The organism is Arthrobacter sp. FW306-04-A (assembly GCF_044358315.1).
Lineage (GTDB): Bacteria > Actinomycetota > Actinomycetes > Actinomycetales > Micrococcaceae > Arthrobacter.
The window spans coordinates 13,351-30,384 of sequence record NZ_CP084559.1; the positions used below are offsets into that span (position 1 = coordinate 13,351).

Annotated in this window: 20 protein-coding genes; 4 read left to right on the forward strand and 16 right to left on the reverse strand. The window is 61.4% G+C overall.

Translation table 11 applies throughout. The features are described from left to right. Positions 1–19: 19 nt before the first annotated feature. Both LFT43_RS00065 and LFT43_RS00070 read right to left on the reverse strand, forming a co-directional pair. Positions 20–904: a glycosyltransferase gene (locus tag LFT43_RS00065; RefSeq protein ID WP_395800076.1), complete on the reverse strand. Its 885-nt coding sequence runs from the start codon at positions 902–904 to the stop codon at positions 20–22. Positions 905–1,026: 122 nt separating this feature from the next. Continuing rightward, positions 1,027–1,989: a hypothetical protein gene (locus tag LFT43_RS00070; RefSeq protein WP_395800078.1), complete on the reverse strand. Its 963-nt coding sequence runs from the start codon at positions 1,987–1,989 to the stop codon at positions 1,027–1,029. A 153-nt stretch (positions 1,990–2,142) separates the two neighbouring features. On the opposite strand from LFT43_RS00070, the gene LFT43_RS00075 reads away from it, so the two are divergent. Next, a complete protein-coding gene (locus tag LFT43_RS00075) occupies positions 2,143–2,685 on the forward strand; it encodes a peptidylprolyl isomerase (protein WP_395800080.1) in 543 nt (180 codons plus the stop codon). Between the two features lie 21 nt (positions 2,686–2,706). Then, positions 2,707–3,576, forward strand: coding sequence for a rhomboid family intramembrane serine protease (locus LFT43_RS00080; RefSeq protein ID WP_395800082.1), 870 nt, complete (start codon positions 2,707–2,709; stop codon positions 3,574–3,576). A gap of 16 nt (positions 3,577–3,592) precedes the next feature. Here the strand turns inward: LFT43_RS00080 and LFT43_RS00085 are convergent, their stop codons facing one another. The 13 genes from LFT43_RS00085 to LFT43_RS00145 form a co-directional block, all read right to left on the reverse strand. After that, positions 3,593–4,063 (reverse strand): SRPBCC family protein, encoded by a 471-nt coding sequence (locus tag LFT43_RS00085; protein ID WP_395800084.1) that lies wholly within the window; start codon positions 4,061–4,063, stop codon positions 3,593–3,595. Beyond that, positions 4,060–4,476, reverse strand: coding sequence for an ArsR/SmtB family transcription factor (locus LFT43_RS00090; RefSeq protein ID WP_395800086.1), 417 nt, complete (start codon positions 4,474–4,476; stop codon positions 4,060–4,062). The genes LFT43_RS00085 and LFT43_RS00090 overlap by 4 nt, the downstream gene beginning before the upstream one ends. 550 nt (positions 4,477–5,026) lie before the next feature. Continuing rightward, positions 5,027–5,680: a 3-keto-5-aminohexanoate cleavage protein gene (locus LFT43_RS00095; RefSeq protein WP_395800088.1), complete on the reverse strand. Its 654-nt coding sequence runs from the start codon at positions 5,678–5,680 to the stop codon at positions 5,027–5,029. After that, on the reverse strand, positions 5,677–6,807 hold the full coding sequence (locus LFT43_RS00100; RefSeq protein ID WP_395800090.1) for an MFS transporter: 1,131 nt from the start codon (positions 6,805–6,807) through the stop codon (positions 5,677–5,679). Before LFT43_RS00100 ends, LFT43_RS00095 begins: the two co-directional genes overlap by 4 nt. Further along, a complete protein-coding gene (locus LFT43_RS00105; protein ID WP_395800092.1) occupies positions 6,749–8,104 on the reverse strand; it encodes an FtsW/RodA/SpoVE family cell cycle protein in 1,356 nt (451 codons plus the stop codon). The genes LFT43_RS00100 and LFT43_RS00105 overlap by 59 nt, the downstream gene beginning before the upstream one ends. A 117-nt stretch (positions 8,105–8,221) precedes the next feature. Continuing rightward, the gene (locus LFT43_RS00110) at positions 8,222–9,271 is read right to left on the reverse strand and encodes a cation diffusion facilitator family transporter (RefSeq protein WP_395800094.1); all 1,050 of its coding nucleotides are present in this window, start codon (positions 9,269–9,271) and stop codon (positions 8,222–8,224) included. Beyond that, positions 9,268–9,630, reverse strand: a complete 363-nt coding sequence (locus tag LFT43_RS00115) for an ArsR/SmtB family transcription factor (RefSeq protein WP_395800096.1) — start codon at positions 9,628–9,630, stop codon at positions 9,268–9,270. Before LFT43_RS00115 ends, LFT43_RS00110 begins: the two co-directional genes overlap by 4 nt. Before the next feature lie 303 nt (positions 9,631–9,933). Continuing rightward, on the reverse strand, positions 9,934–10,536 hold the full coding sequence (locus LFT43_RS00120; RefSeq protein ID WP_395800098.1) for a DNA-3-methyladenine glycosylase I: 603 nt from the start codon (positions 10,534–10,536) through the stop codon (positions 9,934–9,936). A 56-nt stretch (positions 10,537–10,592) separates the two neighbouring features. Further along, a complete protein-coding gene (locus LFT43_RS00125; RefSeq protein WP_395800100.1) occupies positions 10,593–11,288 on the reverse strand; it encodes an alpha-ketoglutarate-dependent dioxygenase AlkB family protein in 696 nt (231 codons plus the stop codon). Beyond that, positions 11,285–11,905, reverse strand: coding sequence for a methylated-DNA--[protein]-cysteine S-methyltransferase (locus LFT43_RS00130; RefSeq protein WP_395800102.1), 621 nt, complete (start codon positions 11,903–11,905; stop codon positions 11,285–11,287). Before LFT43_RS00130 ends, LFT43_RS00125 begins: the two co-directional genes overlap by 4 nt. After that, positions 11,902–12,408: an RNA polymerase sigma factor gene (locus LFT43_RS00135; protein ID WP_395800104.1), complete on the reverse strand. Its 507-nt coding sequence runs from the start codon at positions 12,406–12,408 to the stop codon at positions 11,902–11,904. The genes LFT43_RS00130 and LFT43_RS00135 overlap by 4 nt, the downstream gene beginning before the upstream one ends. Next, the gene (locus LFT43_RS00140; protein ID WP_395800106.1) at positions 12,408–12,917 is read right to left on the reverse strand and encodes a methylated-DNA--[protein]-cysteine S-methyltransferase; all 510 of its coding nucleotides are present in this window, start codon (positions 12,915–12,917) and stop codon (positions 12,408–12,410) included. The genes LFT43_RS00135 and LFT43_RS00140 overlap by 1 nt, the downstream gene beginning before the upstream one ends. A 42-nt stretch (positions 12,918–12,959) precedes the next feature. Next, positions 12,960–13,211, reverse strand: a complete 252-nt coding sequence (locus tag LFT43_RS00145) for a cell division protein CrgA (protein ID WP_395800108.1) — start codon at positions 13,209–13,211, stop codon at positions 12,960–12,962. A 300-nt stretch (positions 13,212–13,511) separates the two neighbouring features. On the opposite strand from LFT43_RS00145, the gene LFT43_RS00150 reads away from it, so the two are divergent. Continuing rightward, entirely contained in the window at positions 13,512–14,237 is a 726-nt protein-coding gene (locus LFT43_RS00150; RefSeq protein WP_395803203.1) for a class E sortase, read from the forward strand. Positions 14,238–14,407: 170 nt separating this feature from the next. Beyond that, on the forward strand, positions 14,408–15,049 hold the full coding sequence (locus tag LFT43_RS00155) for an aminodeoxychorismate/anthranilate synthase component II (protein WP_395800110.1): 642 nt from the start codon (positions 14,408–14,410) through the stop codon (positions 15,047–15,049). On the opposite strand, the gene pknB is transcribed toward LFT43_RS00155, so the two are convergent. Next, complete coding sequence (gene pknB / locus LFT43_RS00160) at positions 15,046–17,031, reverse strand: Stk1 family PASTA domain-containing Ser/Thr kinase (protein WP_395800112.1); 1,986 nt, start codon at positions 17,029–17,031, stop codon at positions 15,046–15,048. The genes LFT43_RS00155 and pknB overlap by 4 nt on opposite strands. Between the last annotated feature and the right edge of the window lie 3 nt (positions 17,032–17,034).

Below are 17,034 nucleotides of genomic sequence, written 5' to 3' on the forward strand. Positions count from 1 at the left end.
AAGGTCACCGTGCGCGCTGCTACATGCCGCCGCGGCGCGCGCCCTGGCTCGTGTTGGCTGTGTGAATGGCCCGGAGCAGTTTCGCCGGGAAATAGACCGAGAAGAACACCACCATCGGAGCCTTCAGTGCCATTTTCTTGACGTTGTGGGCCTTGTAAGTGCGGTCGAAGCGGGTCACGTAATAGCGGTAGTCGCGCGGTGAGTCCTCGAGCCTGCGGGCAGACATGCCGGAGACCATTTGCGGCCAGTACTGCACCCTGAGATCGTGGTCGGCAAGGTGCAGGGAAAGATCGATGTCCTCATGCATCTCGTCCTTCTCATCCAGGCAGGTCTCATCACGGATGGTTTCCCACGCGGAGCGGCGAAGCGCCATGTTTGAGCCAAAGAGGAAATGGTACTGGTGCTTCGCAAGCCGAAGCATGAGCTGGCGCATTTTGTCGTCGGCTTTGAGCCCGAACCTACGCATGGGCATGTCGTAGTAAACCACGGGACCCGTAGCCGCTTGGGCAGAAGGATCCGCGAAGGCTTTCTGGACTTGCTCAACCCAGTCCGGTTCCAGGACGGAGTCGGCATCGATCCGGCCAAGGATCTCCGATGTAGCGTTGTTGAGGCCGAAATTGCGGGTAGGGATGAGTCCTTGTATCTTGTCCTGGCTCAACAGGATGATGGGGCTCTCGGGGTACTCCTGCTGCATCTGCTGGACGATCTGGGCAGTGCGGTCCTTGGACATGTTGTCCACGACGATGATCTCGTCCGCAGGCACTGACTGATAAACGGCTGCGATAAGGCATTGCCGGATGACGCTCTCTTCGTTGTACGCCGGGATGACGATTGAAACGCTCGGCTTCACGGGTGCGACGGCTGCGTTACTGGCTGCATCTGCGGAATATCTATCGGCTGGCATCACCATAAATCTAGCATCAGGCCGGTGTCCGCTGAGGAAGTCTTCGATGACATGTGGCCAAACAATTGAAGGGACCCCGGCGAACCGGAATCCCTTCAACGTGAAGCGAGTATGGCTTTCGCCTAGTCCTCGTGTTTTCCTGCTTCGTCCGTGGCTGCCTCGTGCTTGCCGGCCTCTTCCTTGCCTGCCTCGTCCTTGTGCAGGCTGGCGGCGATGTTCTTCACTGCGGTCTTGGCGTCGATTGCCACCTTTGCAGCGGCATCCTTGGCGTCCTCGACGGCGTCCTTTGCCTTTTCCGTTGCAGTTTCGGTTTTCTCAGCTACCTTGGCGGCGGCTTCGTTGGCCTTCTCAGCAATCTTCTCTGCTGCCGCGGCGGCAGGAACCGGTGAAGGGGTGACTGGGACCGGGGTCTTCCACGGGTCCTCCACGGGGCGGCTGGCCTTCCATGCGGCAACTCCGGCTGCCGCCGCTGCTGCCAGAACCGTGAAGATCAAGAGTCCGCGCTTCTTGGGCTTCTTGGTCTTGGCGAGTTCGTTCGAGACCGCCTTTGAGGCTTCCTCGGCCGCGGTTTTCAGCTGGGCCTTGGTGGCCTGTGCTTGCTCCTGGAGGTTGTGCACCACTCCCGAGTCCACCAGCTTCTGGGCGACGGCATCCACCTGCGCGGGTGCGTTCTCAAGGACGTGGTGGACAACTTCGGAGGCTTGACCCAGCTGCTCGGAGAGCTTAGGCAGGTACTCCTCAACAACCTTGTCCCTGGCGTGACCGAGAGCCGGTGTGGCCTTATTGAGTGCGTCTTGGATCTTGGGCGAGGCGTCCTCGACGGCGTCATGGATCCGCGGTGCGAGGTTCGCCAAGCCTTCCTGGAGCTTCGGCGTGACGGTCGCAACGCCGTCGGCGAGGTTGTGCGCGGCCGATTTCAGGCCTTCCTGGAGCTTCGGCGAAGCGGTGTCGATGCCTTGCTGGATACGGGGAACTGCCCAGTTCACAGCTGCCTCGACGCGCGGCGTCGCCCAGTCCTTGGCATTCTCAACACCATGCACAACGGTGTGTTCAAGTTCGCGGGCAATCCGGTCCGATTTCTTCACAACTACCTCCCGATTATGATGCTCGTTTGTTGTTAGCCTACGTGGCTTGACCGGCACCGGCTATTGATCCAGCGGATTCATGGAAGATTTCACCGAGCGCGGAACCGGCTTCCTGGCCGCCCCGCCGTTGACCCTGCATGAAAGAATGGCGCTATGACCATCGCAACCGCAAAAGCAACTTTCCACACGAGCCTCGGCGACATCGTGGTTGACCTCTTCGGCAACCACGCGCCAAAGACGGTCGCCAACTTCGTTGGCCTGGCCACCGGCGAGAAGTCCTGGACGCACCCTGAGACCGGCGAAGACAAGACCGGTACCCCGCTTTACAACGGCACTGTTTTCCACCGCATCATCAAAGACTTCATGATCCAGGGCGGCGATCCCCTCGGCCGCGGTATCGGCGGACCGGGCTACAAGTTCGACGACGAGATCCACCCGGAGCTGAACTTCAACGCCCCCTACAAGCTGGCCATGGCCAACGCAGGCGTCCAGATGGGCAAGGGCACTAACGGTTCCCAGTTCTTCATCACCACGGTTAACACTGACTGGCTCTACGGCAAGCACTCCATCTTCGGTGAGGTTGCCGACGAAGAGTCCAAGAAGGTTGTCGACGCCATCGAGGCCGTCCGCACTGGCATGGGCGACCGCCCCGTTGAAGACGTCGTCATCAACAGCATTGACATCGTCAAGCTCTGACCCCCGGAGCCTGAGCCACATATGAGTTATGGAATCCCGGCGGCAGAGCCGTCCGCAGACATTCCGGTGTGCCCAAGGCACCCGGACAGGCCCTCCTATGTGCGGTGCCAGCGTTGTGGGCGTCCTGCGTGCCCCGAATGCCAGCGGGCGGCCGCCGTCGGGTTCCAATGCATTGACTGCGTCAATGAAATAAAGCGTTCGACGCCGGCCGTGCGCTCGGCGTATGGCGGCGCGATTTCGACAGGCCGGCCCCTGGCGACGTATGTGATTATTGGGCTGTGCGCCCTTGTGTACGTCCTGCAGTGGTTGATTCCAGGCAATGTGGTGGAGGATCAACTCGCCTTCGCGTCCGTCTACGCCACTCCGCAGTTTGGAGCCTTCGAACCCTGGCGGATGCTGACCTCTGCCTTTGTCCATTCCCAGGGTTTTGTCCTGCACATCGTGCTCAACATGTACATGCTCTGGATCTTTGGCCAAGTCCTTGAGCCCGTTCTGGGGCGCATTCGCTTCCTGGCCGTTTATCTACTGTCCGCAGTCGGCGGCTCTGTGGGTTTCCTGCTCCTAACACCCATGTTGCCTCCAACCGGAGTGGAAGGCGCTTCCGGCGCGATCTTCGGCCTGTTTGGCGCACTCATGGTGGTCCAAAGCCGGCGCGGCGGAGACACAAGGCAGCTGTGGATCCTCATTGCCATCAACGGAGCCATTGGCTTCCTGGTCCCCGGTATCGCCTGGCAGGCCCACTTGGGCGGGCTCGTTACAGGTGCGCTCTCCGCGGCCGTCATCGCCTTTGCCCCGCGTGGACCGCGCCAGGGATTGTTGCAGGCTGCGGGCATGGCAGTGGTGGCCGGGATTCTGATCCTGGCCACCGTCCTTCGGGCCACGGCAGGCTAGCTGCTCCTCAAAGCTTTTACCCGAGGATTTCCTCCAAGCGATCCATCGATTCCTTGATGCCCGCATCCATGCCGCTGGCTACCGCCATGTCCCGGGCCTCGACCGAGGGAAACACCGAGCGCTGCACGACGCGCGTGCGGCCCCCGAGATCCTCGAATCTGGTGGTATCCAGGGTGACCTGACCGGGGGCGCCGTCGAATTCGAAGGTCTGGATGATCCTCAAGGGTTCCTGGACTTCGTGGAAGACTCCGCGGAAGCCGAACTCGTTGCCTTCGCCGTCCGAATGTACGTAGCGGTAGCTACCGCCGGTCCGCGCGTCGTAGGACTCTAGACGCATTTCCAGGCGCCGCGGGCCCAGCCACTTGACCACAAGTTCGGGATCCGTGAAGGCCCGGAACACGCGATCCGGTGCGGCGTCGAAGTCGCGGCTGGTGTCGATGAACGGCGTGCCGCCCGCGACGTCAATGGTTGTTGTGTTGGTGCTCATTGTTCCTTCTCCATTTCCGGATAGTCCCCTTCGGCCGAGTCGGCACTGGTCTCTCCGGCTGACCGGGTTTCAGCGGTCAATAGCTCGTCCAGCCGGGAGAAACGTTCTTCGGCCTGAAGACGGTAGCTCTCGATCCACTCGGCCAAGGGACCCAGCGCCGTGGTGTTCAGGTGACAGGGACGGCGCTGCGCTTCCCTGCTTCTAGTGATGAGCCCGGCGCCTTCCAGCACCTGTAGATGCTTTGAAATGGCTTGGAGGGTGACGGTGAATGGCTGGGCGATCTCAGTGACGGTGGCGTCGCCCAAGGCCAATCGCGCCAGTATCCTGCGGCGGACAGGATCGGCGAGTGCCATGAAGGCCCTGTTGAGCTGGTCTTCAGGATCCAGCACTGCTGCTCCAACAGTCTCTGGCATGCGTCTCCCCTGCCCGGACTCAGGCCCGAGCGTCGCGGATGGCTTTCCGCCGCACTCAAGCACTCTGCTTCTTCTAGCTGCTTTTCAATCGAGTTATTCAAACAGTCGGTTTATCAATGAGTTCATTGAATAAAACCAGCCTAGGACTGTGTCCGGAGACCGTCAAGACCTTGGATGTGTTTTCCACAGGGGTTATCCACAATGTGTGTAACTTACAACCATGTAGTTCCTTTGTGGATTGGCTGTGTGGGCCGAGATGACGGGGGTGTCGGATTCCGCTGGGATTAACGTCCACAGCTGTGGATAACTTTTGCCAACATGCCTGTGGTTATGTGGATAAGACGCCCGTAATTCAGGGGTATGTGGACAACCTCACTGTTGACAGTGGTCGGGACGAGGTATCAACAGGGTTATCAACATTGTTAATAACTCACACGGTTGTAGTTCGCCGATTCCCGGTAGCCCTGGAAGTGCGCCGTTCCGGGAGTTTTCCACGGTGAAGCCAATACTTTTCCCCAAGTGTGGATAACTTGTGGGTAGCTGCCTGTTGTTAAGTGTGTAACTCCTGCGATTGCAAGTCGCGTACATCACGCCATACCTCCAACAATCCTGCGCCCCGAACTGCTGCTGCGCAGGTCCGGGGCGTTCGCAGCAGCCCGAAATCCTTTGCGGGATCGACTTGTGGTGCCGGGTGGGTCGGGTCTGTCAAGATGCATTGTTTCCTGCAGTAGTGAATGACATTCGCCATGCCAACGTCGAACACCTCGAGCTCCGGTGCGATTCCTTGCCGGCGCATTCGACCCGCCAGTGCTTCGATGGTTTCGGGAGAGTTCACCGACGGGCCTGATGGAAAGTTCATTGAGCCGAGGGTGAGCGACGCGATTTCGGGTCTTGCAGTCCCCTGGGGATCGAGGGACTCAGAGCGTTTGTCGATGTCCTGCCAACCTCCTCCGCTGGTAGTGACGACCAAAACGATGTCAGGAACGGCATCGACGACGGAGGCGATAATTTCTTCAAAGCGTTCGCGCCGCCATGTAGGGGTGCCGTCGTCCTCTCTTGCGTGTAGATGCACCATGGATGCTCCGGCGTCAGCGCATCGCCGAACGTCGGCGGCTATCTCTTCGGGCGTGATTGGAACATGAGGCACGGTTTCCCTGCGTGGAACCATCCCGGTTGGACACAGATTGATGATGGCTTCGCTCATTGGCTTACGTTCCCATCTGATGCTTGAACTGAATCGTGCTGATGCAAATCGTTCAAATCCGTGTCTTGCGGCCATTTGCGGACCGCCCCGACCACTGAAATGGCAAGCACGGCAAGTGCTCCCCAATAGGCCGCGTTCCAACCAGCAGCTTGGGACACGGTGAACACCGCGCCGCCAACGAGGCTGCCAACAGATTCGCCGATGCTCGTGGAGATTTGTCGCATGTTGAAGAGCTCGAGTTGCGAGCGGTGACCGCCGATGCCTGCGAAAACGGTGTTCAACATGGGTGTAAAGAAGGCTTCCGCTATTGAGAAAACAACCACCGCAAGCAGGACTCCCGGAAGTGTGACCCCTAACAGGGCCATGACAAAGTACGCGCTGGCGAAGATAGAAACTCCTCCGCGCATGAATGCAAAGGGGGGCGTTCCACCGCGCATTCTTCTGTTCATGAGCATGCTGATGGGAGCCTCGATGGCCACAACTAAGAAGGCGTTTACGACAAAAACCAACGACCTTAGTGGGCCGGACTCGGCAACGGAGAGGAGGTGGATCGAGATCGCTGAGAAGAGCTGCGCGTAGAGGAAACAACCAGTCGCGGAGGTGATCGCGGCAGCACGGACTTGCCGATCCAGGACAATCGCGGCGAACGTTTCTCTTGTGAGCGGTGGCCGTTCCTTAGAGGTGCGCGGTCGCGTTGAGGGAACGAAAATTGCAGAAACGATGGCAGCGGCAACGTATCCTGCCGCAACCGACCAAAGAAGAGCAGCCGTTGAGCCGCTTAGGAGCAGCGTACCCAGAAGGGGGCCAGCTGCTGCAGCCAGATTTGCGCCCACTTGGATTGCGGAGAAGACGGTCGTTCGCCGATCGGAGGACTGGAGTGATTCTGTGGCGAAGACCCGAAGAGCCATTCCGCTGACACTGATCCCTACGCCCGCGACAGCAAGGAGAACAACGACGATGGCAACCTGGTCAGCAAGACCCAGGGATCCGAAGGACAGTGCTGCAATGCTGAGCCCTCCGCAGACGGACCGCCGCAAGGGCCATGTCCGAATTATTTCCAGACGGGCGTCAGGCCGAGACGTGTTCGTCCTGGGAAGCGATCGTTTGGGGCCTGCGGGCTGCGTCACTGATCCGCAGCAGCAAGGCGACGATGATCCAGTTGGCAAGGAGGGAGGACCCCCCAGCGGAGAGGAAGGGCGTGGTCAGTCCGGTGAGGGGAATGAGACGGGTGACGCCGCCGATGATGATGAAGCACTGAAGCGCCATGGTGAAGGACAGCCCGCAAGCGAGGAGCTTCCCGAACGCATCCCGGATGCCCAGCGCCGCCCGGAATCCCCTGGTGAAAAGCAGCAAATAGAGCAGGACGATGGCGAACAGCCCTATCAGGCCGAGTTCTTCACCAAGGGACGCGACGATCATGTCGCTGTTGGCGAAGGGCACGAGGTCAGGGCTTCCAAGCCCAAGGCCTTTTCCGATCAGGCCGCCGTCGGCCATTCCGAAGAGGCCTTGGACAATCTGGGCGCTGCCTCCGGGAAAGCGGGTGTACACCTGGGCGTCGAAGGCATTGACCCAAGCGTCGATTCGCAAGCCGACGTGGGAAAAGATCTTCGCCGCGGCGTATCCGCCCACAGCCATGAGCACCAGGCCGAGAACCAGCCAGCTGGCTCGGCTCGTGGCAACGTAGATCATCACCATGAACAGCCCGAAGAGCAATATGGACATGCCTAGATCGTGCTGGAAGACCAGTACGCCAACGCTCGCGGCCCAAGCGGTGACCATCGGTCCCGTGTCCTTGATTCTGGGAAACTGCAGGCGCCCGAATTTCCTGCCTGCCAACAAGATCAAGTCCCGGTTGGAGGACAAATATCCCGCGAAGAAGACGGCGAGCGTGATCTTCACGATCTCCCCGGGCTGGAACTGCAGGGACCCGACGCGTATCCAGACATTCGCGCCGTTGATATCGCCGGCGGAAATGCCCGGGACGAGGGGAAGGATGAGAAGGGCGGCGCTGACGGCAAGTGCAATGAAGGTGTACCGGCGCAGTAACCGGTGATCCTTCAGCAGCCACAGCACGGCGGCCGCGACCAGGACCGAGACGATCGTCCAGTTGAGCTGATTGGTACCAGCAGTGCTGCCGGTTGACGCGTCCAAGCGTCGGATCATGGCGATGCCCAAGCCATTCAAAGCCACGACGATCGGGAGGATCACGGGATCCGCATACCGTGCCTTGAACCGCAGGACAACGTGGAAGGCCCCAGCCAGCGCCGTCAACGTTCCGGCTTGGAGCCAGAATCCAAAGTCGAGGGCCTCTTTCTTGTCCACGCTGGTCATTGCGATGGCCCCGATGCCGACGCCAAGGGCGACTACCAGCAGCACCATTTCTACGTTCCGGCGAGGCTTCGCCAGAATCGCTTGCTGGCTCATTGGCATCTTCTTTCGTGGATTTCGGGCGGGACGGGCGGGTCCCTCTCAGCGGGTCCATGTTCAGTGCGTCATCATAGCCCGAGCAGCTAGGCATCTGTTGGGAGTGGACCCCGGCCGTCAGCTGGCCGCCCCTGTCACAGGCTGTATCACCACGTCGTCGAGCTTTGGGAGCGCGCGCTCAAGCTGATGCCGGGCGTCATCGACTGTTTCTTCCACCGCTGAGAGGGTTGCGTTGGCGACGACGATGGTGGCCGCTCCCTGAAGGCGATGGCCAACCCAACGGAGCTGCAGCTTCGGCACGGAAAGGACACCAGGGGTCCTTTCCAAGGCCGCTTGGGCGTTGTCGAGGAGTTCGGGTTCTATTCCGTCCATCAGGCGCCGTCCGACGCTGCGTACGGTGCCCCAGAGCAGGACGATGATGGTAGCCGAAATCAACAGGCCGACGATGGGGTCGGCCAAAGGGAATCCGAGCAGCACGCCGCCGGCGCCAAGTACCACGGCGAGGGAGGTGAATCCGTCGATGCGGGCGTGCACGCCGTCGGCGACAAGTGCAGCGGACCCGATCTGCCGGCCGACCCTGATGCGGTAGACGGCCACAATTTCATTGCCCGCAAAACCTATGAGTCCGGCCGCGAGAACCCACCACAGGTTGTGCAGGGGTTGCGGGTGGAACAAGCGGTCAATGGACTGCCAGGCGGCGACCACCGCAGAAAGTGCAACCACGACGACGATGAACAGTCCCGCAAGATCCTCCGCCCGCCCATATCCATAGTTGTAGCGGCGAGTTGCCGCTCGACGTCCCAGGACGAACGCGATCCACAGGGGCACAGCGGTGAGTGCATCCGAGAAGTTGTGGATGGTGTCGGCCAGCAACGCGACGGAGCCGCTGATAAGGACCACGAGAAACTGCAGGACGGTGGTGGCAAGGAGTATGAAGAGGCTGATCTTAAGAGCGCGAACACCCTGTGTACTGGACTCGAGGGCATCGTCGATGGAATCTGCGGCATCGTGGGTGTGTGGGACAAAAAGCTCGTAGAGCCAGCCCTTCAGACCCCCGTGGTGCTCATGCTCATGGTCGTGTCCGGCGTGCTCATGGTCATGGTCATGATCATGCTCATGACCATGAGCGTGGTCGTCGTGATGATCAACTTGCTGGTGACTGCTCATGCCGTTGCCTGTTCTGCGCGGTGGTGTGCAGGGGTGCCGCCGAGGGCATGTTCTGCTTGGAAGATGGCATCTGCCACCAGTTGTCGGGCGTGCTCGTTCTCCAGCCGGTACATGACCCTGGTTCCGTCCTGCCGCGTGGAAACCATCCTCGCCAGGCGCATTTTGGCAAGGTGCTGCGATACGGCCGCCGGGGACTTCCCCACGAGGTCCGCCAGCGCGCCGACGGCCATTTCGCCGTCGCGGAGCGCCAGGATGATCCGTACCCTCGTGGCATCAGCCAGCATCGCGAACACTTCCACGGCCAGCTCAACGTGCTGGCTGTCGACACCCAGCGAGCAGGCACTATTATCTGCATTCATACGCAGATTCTTTCACACATCGCGACCAAAGCCACATCGAGGAGCCGGGAGCGATCCCCGGAAGGCCATCGGGCGGTCAGAGGGCTGGATGAAGTTCTCAATGCATCCGCGGTGAACTCTCGATGAACCCGGGAACACTATCCACAGCGTTATTCACACTGGGTAAAACTTCATGTGAAAAGAGTGCAGGTCCGGAATTCACCTGAATCTCGCGGTCTTTCGCGCAATGTGCGTGGATGTCCACATGAATTGTCCACAGCTGTGGATAAAGTTACGCACTTCTGTGGAAAGAATATGGGGGTATCAGAGCCAAACTCCAGAACTGCCACGACGATGGCTATCCACGAGATGGGTATCGATGATGCCGATCGCCTCCATCAACGCGTACATGGTGGTGGGCCCGACGAAGGCGAAGCCCTTTTTACGCAAGGCCTTGGACAAGGCGACCGATTCCGGAGACTGGGTGGCGACATCGGCAAAAGTATGCGGTTCGGGCGTCGACTCGGGTTGGAAGGACCACACGAAGTCCACCAGTCCGCCTTCGCTGCGTAGGGCGATGGTGGCTTTGGCGTTGGTTATGGCCGCGCGTATCTTGAGGCGGTTGCGCACAATCCCTGGATCTTGCATCAGCCGTTCGATATCCGCCTCGGTGAAGGCCGCCACGCTTTCCGGGTGGAAGTTCAAGAAAGCGGTCCTGAACGCAACGCGCTTGCGCAAGATAGTGGCCCACGAGAGACCTGCTTGGAAACCCTCAAGGCTGATGCGCTCGTACAAGCCCTGCTCGTCCCGCACGGGCATGCCCCACTCGTGGTCGTAGTATTCGCGCATGAGCGGGTCAACGGATGCCCACAGAGGCCGGGCGAGGCCGTCGTCGCCAATGATGGTGCCGTTCTCGGGCGGGGTCATGGGTATTCCTCCACAGGAAGCTGGACAGAAGTTGTTGTTGACATTGTGCTCCAGCCCTACGACATCCCAGTGACGCGCATGGTGATATTGATCCGCCCACTGGGCAGTCCGCAGCCCTCGGGGGCCGTTCCGGGGTGGACCTTGGTGATGCCGTGGTATGCAAAACGCGATGCACCGCCGAACACGAACAGATCGCCTGAGGACAGTTCGACGTCGTTATACGGATTGGTGCGAGTCTCAGCGTTCCCGAATCGGAAGACGCAACTGTCACCGATACTGAGTGACACCACAGGGGCACGGGATTTCTCATCTTTGTCCTGGTGCATTCCCATCTTGGCAGCGACGTCGTAGAAATTCACCAGCGCGGTGTCCGGAGTATAGCCGGCGGCTTCGGCGGCGTCGCCATATGCCTCGAATAATGCTTTGCGGCCAAGCCGCACCATCCAGTCGGGAAAGTCCAGTACCCGCCGTCCGTTGACGTCGAAGGCTTCGCGTGTGTACTTGTAGGGCCGCCAGTGCCAGCCCAGGCAAACCGTCCGGACGGACATCGGGTGCCCGCCGGGAAGAACGGCGGCACGCAAGGGGACGGGACCCCGCGTCCATTCACCGAAACGGGCCATGATCCACCTCTGCTGTTCCAGGCTCAACCAGCCAGGAACGTGCACGGCGCCGGGTGCGATCTCCCGCGGACCGGCGTCGGGCGCGTCCGGCAACTCAAGCGGGAACAGCGGTTCCGTCCACCCCGAGCTCATGCTGCCTCCAGGGCCAACAAGGTGCGCTTGGCGTCCGTGCCGCCGAGGTAGTTGCCAAACGATCCATCGGATTTCACCACCCGATGGCAAGGAACAATCACCGGCAGCGGGTTGGTGGCGCAGGCAGTGCCGACGGCGCGCACGGCTCGCGGGCTTCCGGCCGCCAGGGCCACTTGAGCGTAGCTTTCCGTGTGCCCATACGCGATCTGCGGCAAATGCTCCAGGACGCTGAGCCGGAATCCACGCGAAAGGCTGAAATCCAAGGGGAGGTCAAAACTGTGGCGCGTCCCGGCGAAGTATTCATCCAGTTCGCGGGCAGCGGGATCCAGGCGGCCAGCTGAGAAGAGGATTCGCGGACTGAGCTTTTCAGCGAGCAGTTGCAACACGGCGTCGTGATCTTCCACTTCAAAGGCAACGCGCACCATGCCACGCTCCGTTGCCGCCAGCAACAGTTTGCCGATCGGGGAATCCACGGTGCGGTAGGCAATATCGAGGGTGTGTTGCTCCACGGCCGCAGCTGCAAGGCGGTCGTGGAGCCGCTGCATGACGGCCGGTTCCACGGATTCGAAGGGTGCGAGGAGCTCGGAGACGTCCGGTTCGTTGTGGTCGATGGTCATGGGGTCTCTTCTTTCACGTAGCTTACGTAGCTATCGACGAGAATCGTGCGAAGCGCCTTGACGCCGTCGGCACCTGCTCGACGCGCTGCGTCGGGGGTTCCGCCGAGAAGCACGGCGACGTCCTTGTATGGAAGCCCGGCGAGGTAGTGGTAAGCCACTGCCTGACGCTGTTTCGGCGGAAGCTGCCCGACGGCGTCGAGCACTTCCGCATGGCCGTCGCCGGGGATGCCGAGCCGGGAGTGGCTCACAGGCAGCACGTCCACGGGAACTGGCCGGCGACTCCGCGCACGAACGATGTCGATGGACTTGCGGTGCGCGATGGTGACGAGCCAGGCCTGGACGTTGGCGCCTGCTGGAAGCTCAGGATAGGACCTTAATGCGGAGAGGAACGTCTCGGACCAGCCGTCTTCCGCGTCGTGGGGGCCAAGAACCGCGCGGCATACACGGAGCACCGTGGGCCCGTGCTCCCGGACGATTAGCTCGAACGGCTTCTTGGGCTCCATCAGAAGAGCTTGCTTTCCTTCGCCGCCGCTGGTTCCTCGAGTTCCAGGAGGAACCGCTTGTTGTCGAGTCCGCCAGCGTATCCGGTGAGCCTCCCGTCGTGCCCGATTACCCGATGGCACGGAATGACGATACTGAGCGGATTGCGGCCAACCGCCGAACCGACGGCCTGGGAAAGGTTGCGATCACCAAGTTCGGTGGCCAGTTCCCCGTAGCTAACGGTTTCCCCATACGGAATTTGTCCGAGCCTGGCCCAGACCCGCTCCTGGAAGGGATTCCCGGAAGCCTCGAAAGGGACGTCGAACACCGTCCGTTCGCCGGCCAGGTATTCGCTGAGCTCAGCGGCGGTTTGCTGGAACAGGGATTCGTTGGCCGGGACGGCTTGACCGAAGAATTCCGGAGGCGGCATATGCCAGTGACCCTCGAAAAATATGCCCGTCAAAAGCCCGCCCCGGGCAGTCAGTGTGAGCTGGCCCAGTGCGGAATCAATGGTGGTGTGCCTGGTGGTCATGCCTAGTAGACGGTGCAGGCGGCTGAAATGTGAGGTCGCCGCTTAAGAGCGCCAGCGCGTGGTCATGAGGAAGCCGACAATCGCGATGCCGAAGCCTGCCACGATGTTCCAGGACCCCCACGCCGGCACGGGAAGTTGGCCACTGGTGATGTAGAAAGTGATGATCCACAGCAAGCCAATGATCATGAGGCCGAACATAACTGGCTTGTACCAGACGGGGTTCGGCTTGTACTGCTGGGTGGTAGCCGCCTCGGTGGGGCGGGCGGCCCTCTTGCGGGGCTTGGACTCGGGCACGGATCCTCCTGGGCCGGCTGAATGAATGGCCACGCGCCAGCTTGATATCCTGCAGGAAGGAAAATTCCAGCGGTCAACGTGCACGCGGCAATTCCGGGTTCGTACTAGCAGTCAAGTCTAGCCGGATTTCGGAGGCCGCTCGTCGTCGGGCGTCCGTGCCTGTGAAGAGGAGATCCAGTGGCGCAGCAGCAGACGCAGCAGGCCGCTGCGGTGCCCGACGACGGCACAGGGACCGGCGTCGAAGGTTCCCGGCGGCCCCGCTCGGGGAAACGCAAAGGACGGCCGAGCCCCGGTGACGTTGTGCGCAAAATCGTCCAGATCATCGGCGAACTCCTCCTCACCGCAGGAGTCATCCTGTTGCTCTTCGTGGCGTGGGAGCTGTGGTGGACCAACGTCGAAGCGGACGCGAAGCAAAGCCAGGCCATCCAGGGTTTCGCCAAGGACTTTGCAGGACCGGTGGCGCCGGTTGCCCCCGCGGACCCTGCCAAAGCGCCGGACTACGGGAAACCGGTCGTTGCGCAGGCTCCCGAGCACGGCGGAATGATCGGCATCATGTACATTCCCCGATTCGGCCCTGATTACTCGCGGCCCATCATCGAGGGAACCGGCTCCGACATCCTGGACACCCTGGGCCTGGGCCACTACGGGACCACCAGCATGCCCGGGGCGACCGGCAACTTCGCCGTCGCCGGTCACCGCCAGACCCATGGCGCGGTGCTGGACAACATCCATCTCCTGGTACCGGGCGACAAAATCTATGTGCAGACCAAAGATGGCTACTACACGTACGTTTTCCGCAACAACCAGATCGTGCTGCCCTCGCGGACGGACGTCCTTCTTCCGGTCCCCACACAGCCTGGCGCGACGCCTAGCGAAAGCTACTTGACCATGACCAGCTGCAATCCGCGCTTCGGTTCGGAAGAACGCATCATCGCGTACTCCCTTTTGGAAAGTTGGCAACCCGCATCCGCCGGCCCACCACAGGACATTGCCAAGCAAGTCGCGCAGACGCGCGGAAAGGGCTAAGCCATGTACGGATGGATTTTCCGCCACCTTCCGGGACCGCTTTGGGTGCGTATCCTGACATCAGTGGCCCTCGTGGCATGCGCGCTTGTCCTGATGGTCCAGTTCCTCTTCCCTTGGATGTCACAGTTCACTACCTTCACCGACTCAACGATTGGTTCAGCACAGCAGCCATGAGCACAACAAAAATCCTCGTCGTGGACAACTACGACAGCTTCGTCTACACCCTCGTCGGCTACTTGCAGGAACTCGGCGCTGAAACCACAGTGGTCCGCAATGATGATGTCACCCTCGCCGAGGCGATCGAGCTTGCCGACGCTCGGGACGGCGTTCTGATCTCCCCCGGTCCCGGCACCCCTGCCGAGGCCGGCGTCTGCATCGAGTTGATCAAGTGGTGCGGCGACAACAACAAGCCGATGTTCGGCGTCTGCCTTGGCCACCAAGCGCTGGCGGAGGCGTACGGCGGAATCGTCACACATGCACCGGAGCTAATGCACGGCAAGACTTCGCCTGTGCACCACGGGGGCAAGAGCGTTTTCGCCGGGCTGCCATCGCCGGTGACGGCCACGCGCTACCACTCGCTGGCAGCTGTGCGGGAGAGCATCCCGGACGTTCTGGAAATCACCGCTGAAACCGCCAGCGGGGTGGTCATGGGTCTGCGGCACCGCACGGCACCGCTGTGTGGTGTGCAGTTCCACCCGGAATCGGTGCTCACCGAAGGTGGCTACCTGATGCTCGGCAACTGGCTCGAATCACTCGGGATGTCTGGTGCGGCCGCTCGTGCGGCCACCCTTAGTCCCCTGATCCAGCGCTAACCGCCCAAGCTGCCCAACCCGCCCAAGCTGCCCAACCCGGTTCCGCGGCTCCGGGTATCACTGGGGGAGGGTGTCGGGCTGGGGCTAGGGGGTGGGGCGGGAGCCTTCGCAACGATCACACTGATGGTTTTGCCTTGGTCCACAAGGGACTTGAAGGCATCCCCCTGGCTCGTGACCTTTCCAGGCGTTACCTGCGAATTCTCCTGCTCGGTGACGGCGATCGCCAGGCCGTTCTCCTTGAGCAGGGCCTCGGCATCCGCCACATTCAAACCGACGAGTTGGGGCACGGACACCTTGCCCGTGGATACCACCAAATCAACGGTGCTTCCCGCGCCCACAACCGCCCCTGAAGCGGGTTTAGTGCTGATGACGGAGCCTGCGGGAACTGTAGGACTGTTGGCTACGGCGGTGGATCCGCCCACGAGGCCAGCTTGGCGCAGGAGGTCACGCGCCGCGGCTTCGGTCACACCGCTCAGGCCCGCCGGCACGGTTACGGAGACCGGACCGTCTGAAACGTTCAGTATGACGTGTGAGTTCGGCGCCACTTGAGACCCTACACTCGGGTCGGTGTTGATCACTGTGCCCTTGGCGATGGTGTCATGCGGGACCTTGCGCGACTCGGGGCTGAGATTGGCGCCATAGAGCGCTTGCAATGCCATGGCCTCGCTCATGCCGGCCACTTGAGGTACCGCGACCAGCGCCGGCGGCGCCGGTTTCTGGTTCACCGTGTTGTACAACCAGAATCCACCGCCAGCCAGGACAAGCAGCGTAAAGATGACCACAACTGCGGCCCACGCGCGACGGCGGGACTTCTGCCGAGGGGAACGCTCGCGTTCGGGGCTGAAACCAAGCGGCATGGCGCCGTCGTGATCTGGCTCCGATCCCGGTTCGCCGGCATGCTGGGCCAACAGAGTGTCCTGGTCGCCGGCGTCCTGGGCATGGTCCAGCCTCCCGTTCAGGGTGCTGTCCAGGAATTCGGCGCCCGTCAGGCCGCGCGCCAAGCCACCTTCGGGAAGGTGCTGCGTTGACGGTACGACGTCCTGGGAGTCGGTGGGCCCGGGGGAAAACGCAGGGACTGCAACGCCGTTCCTGGCGGCACGCAGGGCACGGCGGAAGGCAGCCGCATCCTGGAAACGGTCGGCGCGGTCCTTCTGCAAGCCCTTGGCCAGGACGCTGTCCAATGCCTCCGACACTGCCGGATTGAACCTGCTGGCGGGCTCGGGGATTTCTCGGACGTGCTGGTAGGCCACCGAGACAGGACTGTCGCCGGTGAACGGGGGCCGGGACGTGAGCATCTCAAACAGCAGGCACGCCGCAGAGTACAGATCACTACGGGCGTCCACGGTCTCGCCGCGGGCTTGCTCGGGCGAGAGGTACTGGGCTGTTCCAACCACGGCCTGGGTCTGGGTCATGGTAGCCGCCGAGTCAGCCATGGCCCGGGCGATGCCGAAGTCCATGACCTTGACGTCGTTTGAATCCCCGGACACCATGACGTTGGCTGGCTTGATGTCACGGTGGACGATTCCGGCTTTGTGGCTGTATTCCAGGGCGGACAAGACGCCAAGGATGAACTCGATGGCTTGATCGATGTCCAGTTCCTTGGCACGGATCAGGTCGCGGATAGTCCGGCCGGACACGTATTCCATGACGATGTAGGGGACCCGGACGTCCTCGCCCGGACCACCAGACACCGTGTACTCGCCGGTGTCAAAGATGGCCACGATTGAGGAGTGGTTCAGGGCCGCCACTGCCTGGGCCTCGCGTTTGAAGCGAGCATGGAACTGCGGATCGCGGGCAAGATCGGCGCGGAGCAGCTTCACCGCCACGGTTCGGCCGAGCAGGGTGTCGGTGCCCTTGTAGACATCCGCCATACCGCCACGGCCGAGCAACTCACCGAGTTCGTACCGCCCGTTGAGGACGCGCTGGTTTGTCATTGGAATGCTGTCCTCTCTGTGGGCAGGGGTGGAGCGTCCGGTGGTCATGGT

Coding starts and splice junctions, on each gene's coding strand:
- LFT43_RS00115 (WP_395800096.1), bottom strand. CDS start 9,630: ATGAATGCAGATAATAGTGCCTGCTCGCTGGGTGTCGACAGCCAGCAC.
- LFT43_RS00075 (WP_395800080.1), top strand. CDS start 2,143: ATGACCATCGCAACCGCAAAAGCAACTTTCCACACGAGCCTCGGCGAC.
- LFT43_RS00155 (WP_395800110.1), top strand. CDS start 14,408: ATGAGCACAACAAAAATCCTCGTCGTGGACAACTACGACAGCTTCGTC.
- LFT43_RS00120 (WP_395800098.1), bottom strand. CDS start 10,536: ATGACCCCGCCCGAGAACGGCACCATCATTGGCGACGACGGCCTCGCC.
- LFT43_RS00105 (WP_395800092.1), bottom strand. CDS start 8,104: ATGAGCCAGCAAGCGATTCTGGCGAAGCCTCGCCGGAACGTAGAAATG.
- LFT43_RS00130 (WP_395800102.1), bottom strand. CDS start 11,905: ATGACCATCGACCACAACGAACCGGACGTCTCCGAGCTCCTCGCACCC.
- LFT43_RS00135 (WP_395800104.1), bottom strand. CDS start 12,408: ATGGAGCCCAAGAAGCCGTTCGAGCTAATCGTCCGGGAGCACGGGCCC.
- LFT43_RS00080 (WP_395800082.1), top strand. CDS start 2,707: ATGAGTTATGGAATCCCGGCGGCAGAGCCGTCCGCAGACATTCCGGTG.
- LFT43_RS00090 (WP_395800086.1), bottom strand. CDS start 4,476: ATGCCAGAGACTGTTGGAGCAGCAGTGCTGGATCCTGAAGACCAGCTC.
- LFT43_RS00095 (WP_395800088.1), bottom strand. CDS start 5,680: ATGAGCGAAGCCATCATCAATCTGTGTCCAACCGGGATGGTTCCACGC.
- LFT43_RS00125 (WP_395800100.1), bottom strand. CDS start 11,288: ATGAGCTCGGGGTGGACGGAACCGCTGTTCCCGCTTGAGTTGCCGGAC.
- LFT43_RS00065 (WP_395800076.1), bottom strand. CDS start 904: ATGCCAGCCGATAGATATTCCGCAGATGCAGCCAGTAACGCAGCCGTC.
- LFT43_RS00140 (WP_395800106.1), bottom strand. CDS start 12,917: ATGACCACCAGGCACACCACCATTGATTCCGCACTGGGCCAGCTCACA.
- LFT43_RS00085 (WP_395800084.1), bottom strand. CDS start 4,063: ATGAGCACCAACACAACAACCATTGACGTCGCGGGCGGCACGCCGTTC.
- LFT43_RS00110 (WP_395800094.1), bottom strand. CDS start 9,271: ATGAGCAGTCACCAGCAAGTTGATCATCACGACGACCACGCTCATGGT.
- pknB (WP_395800112.1), bottom strand. CDS start 17,031: ATGACCACCGGACGCTCCACCCCTGCCCACAGAGAGGACAGCATTCCA.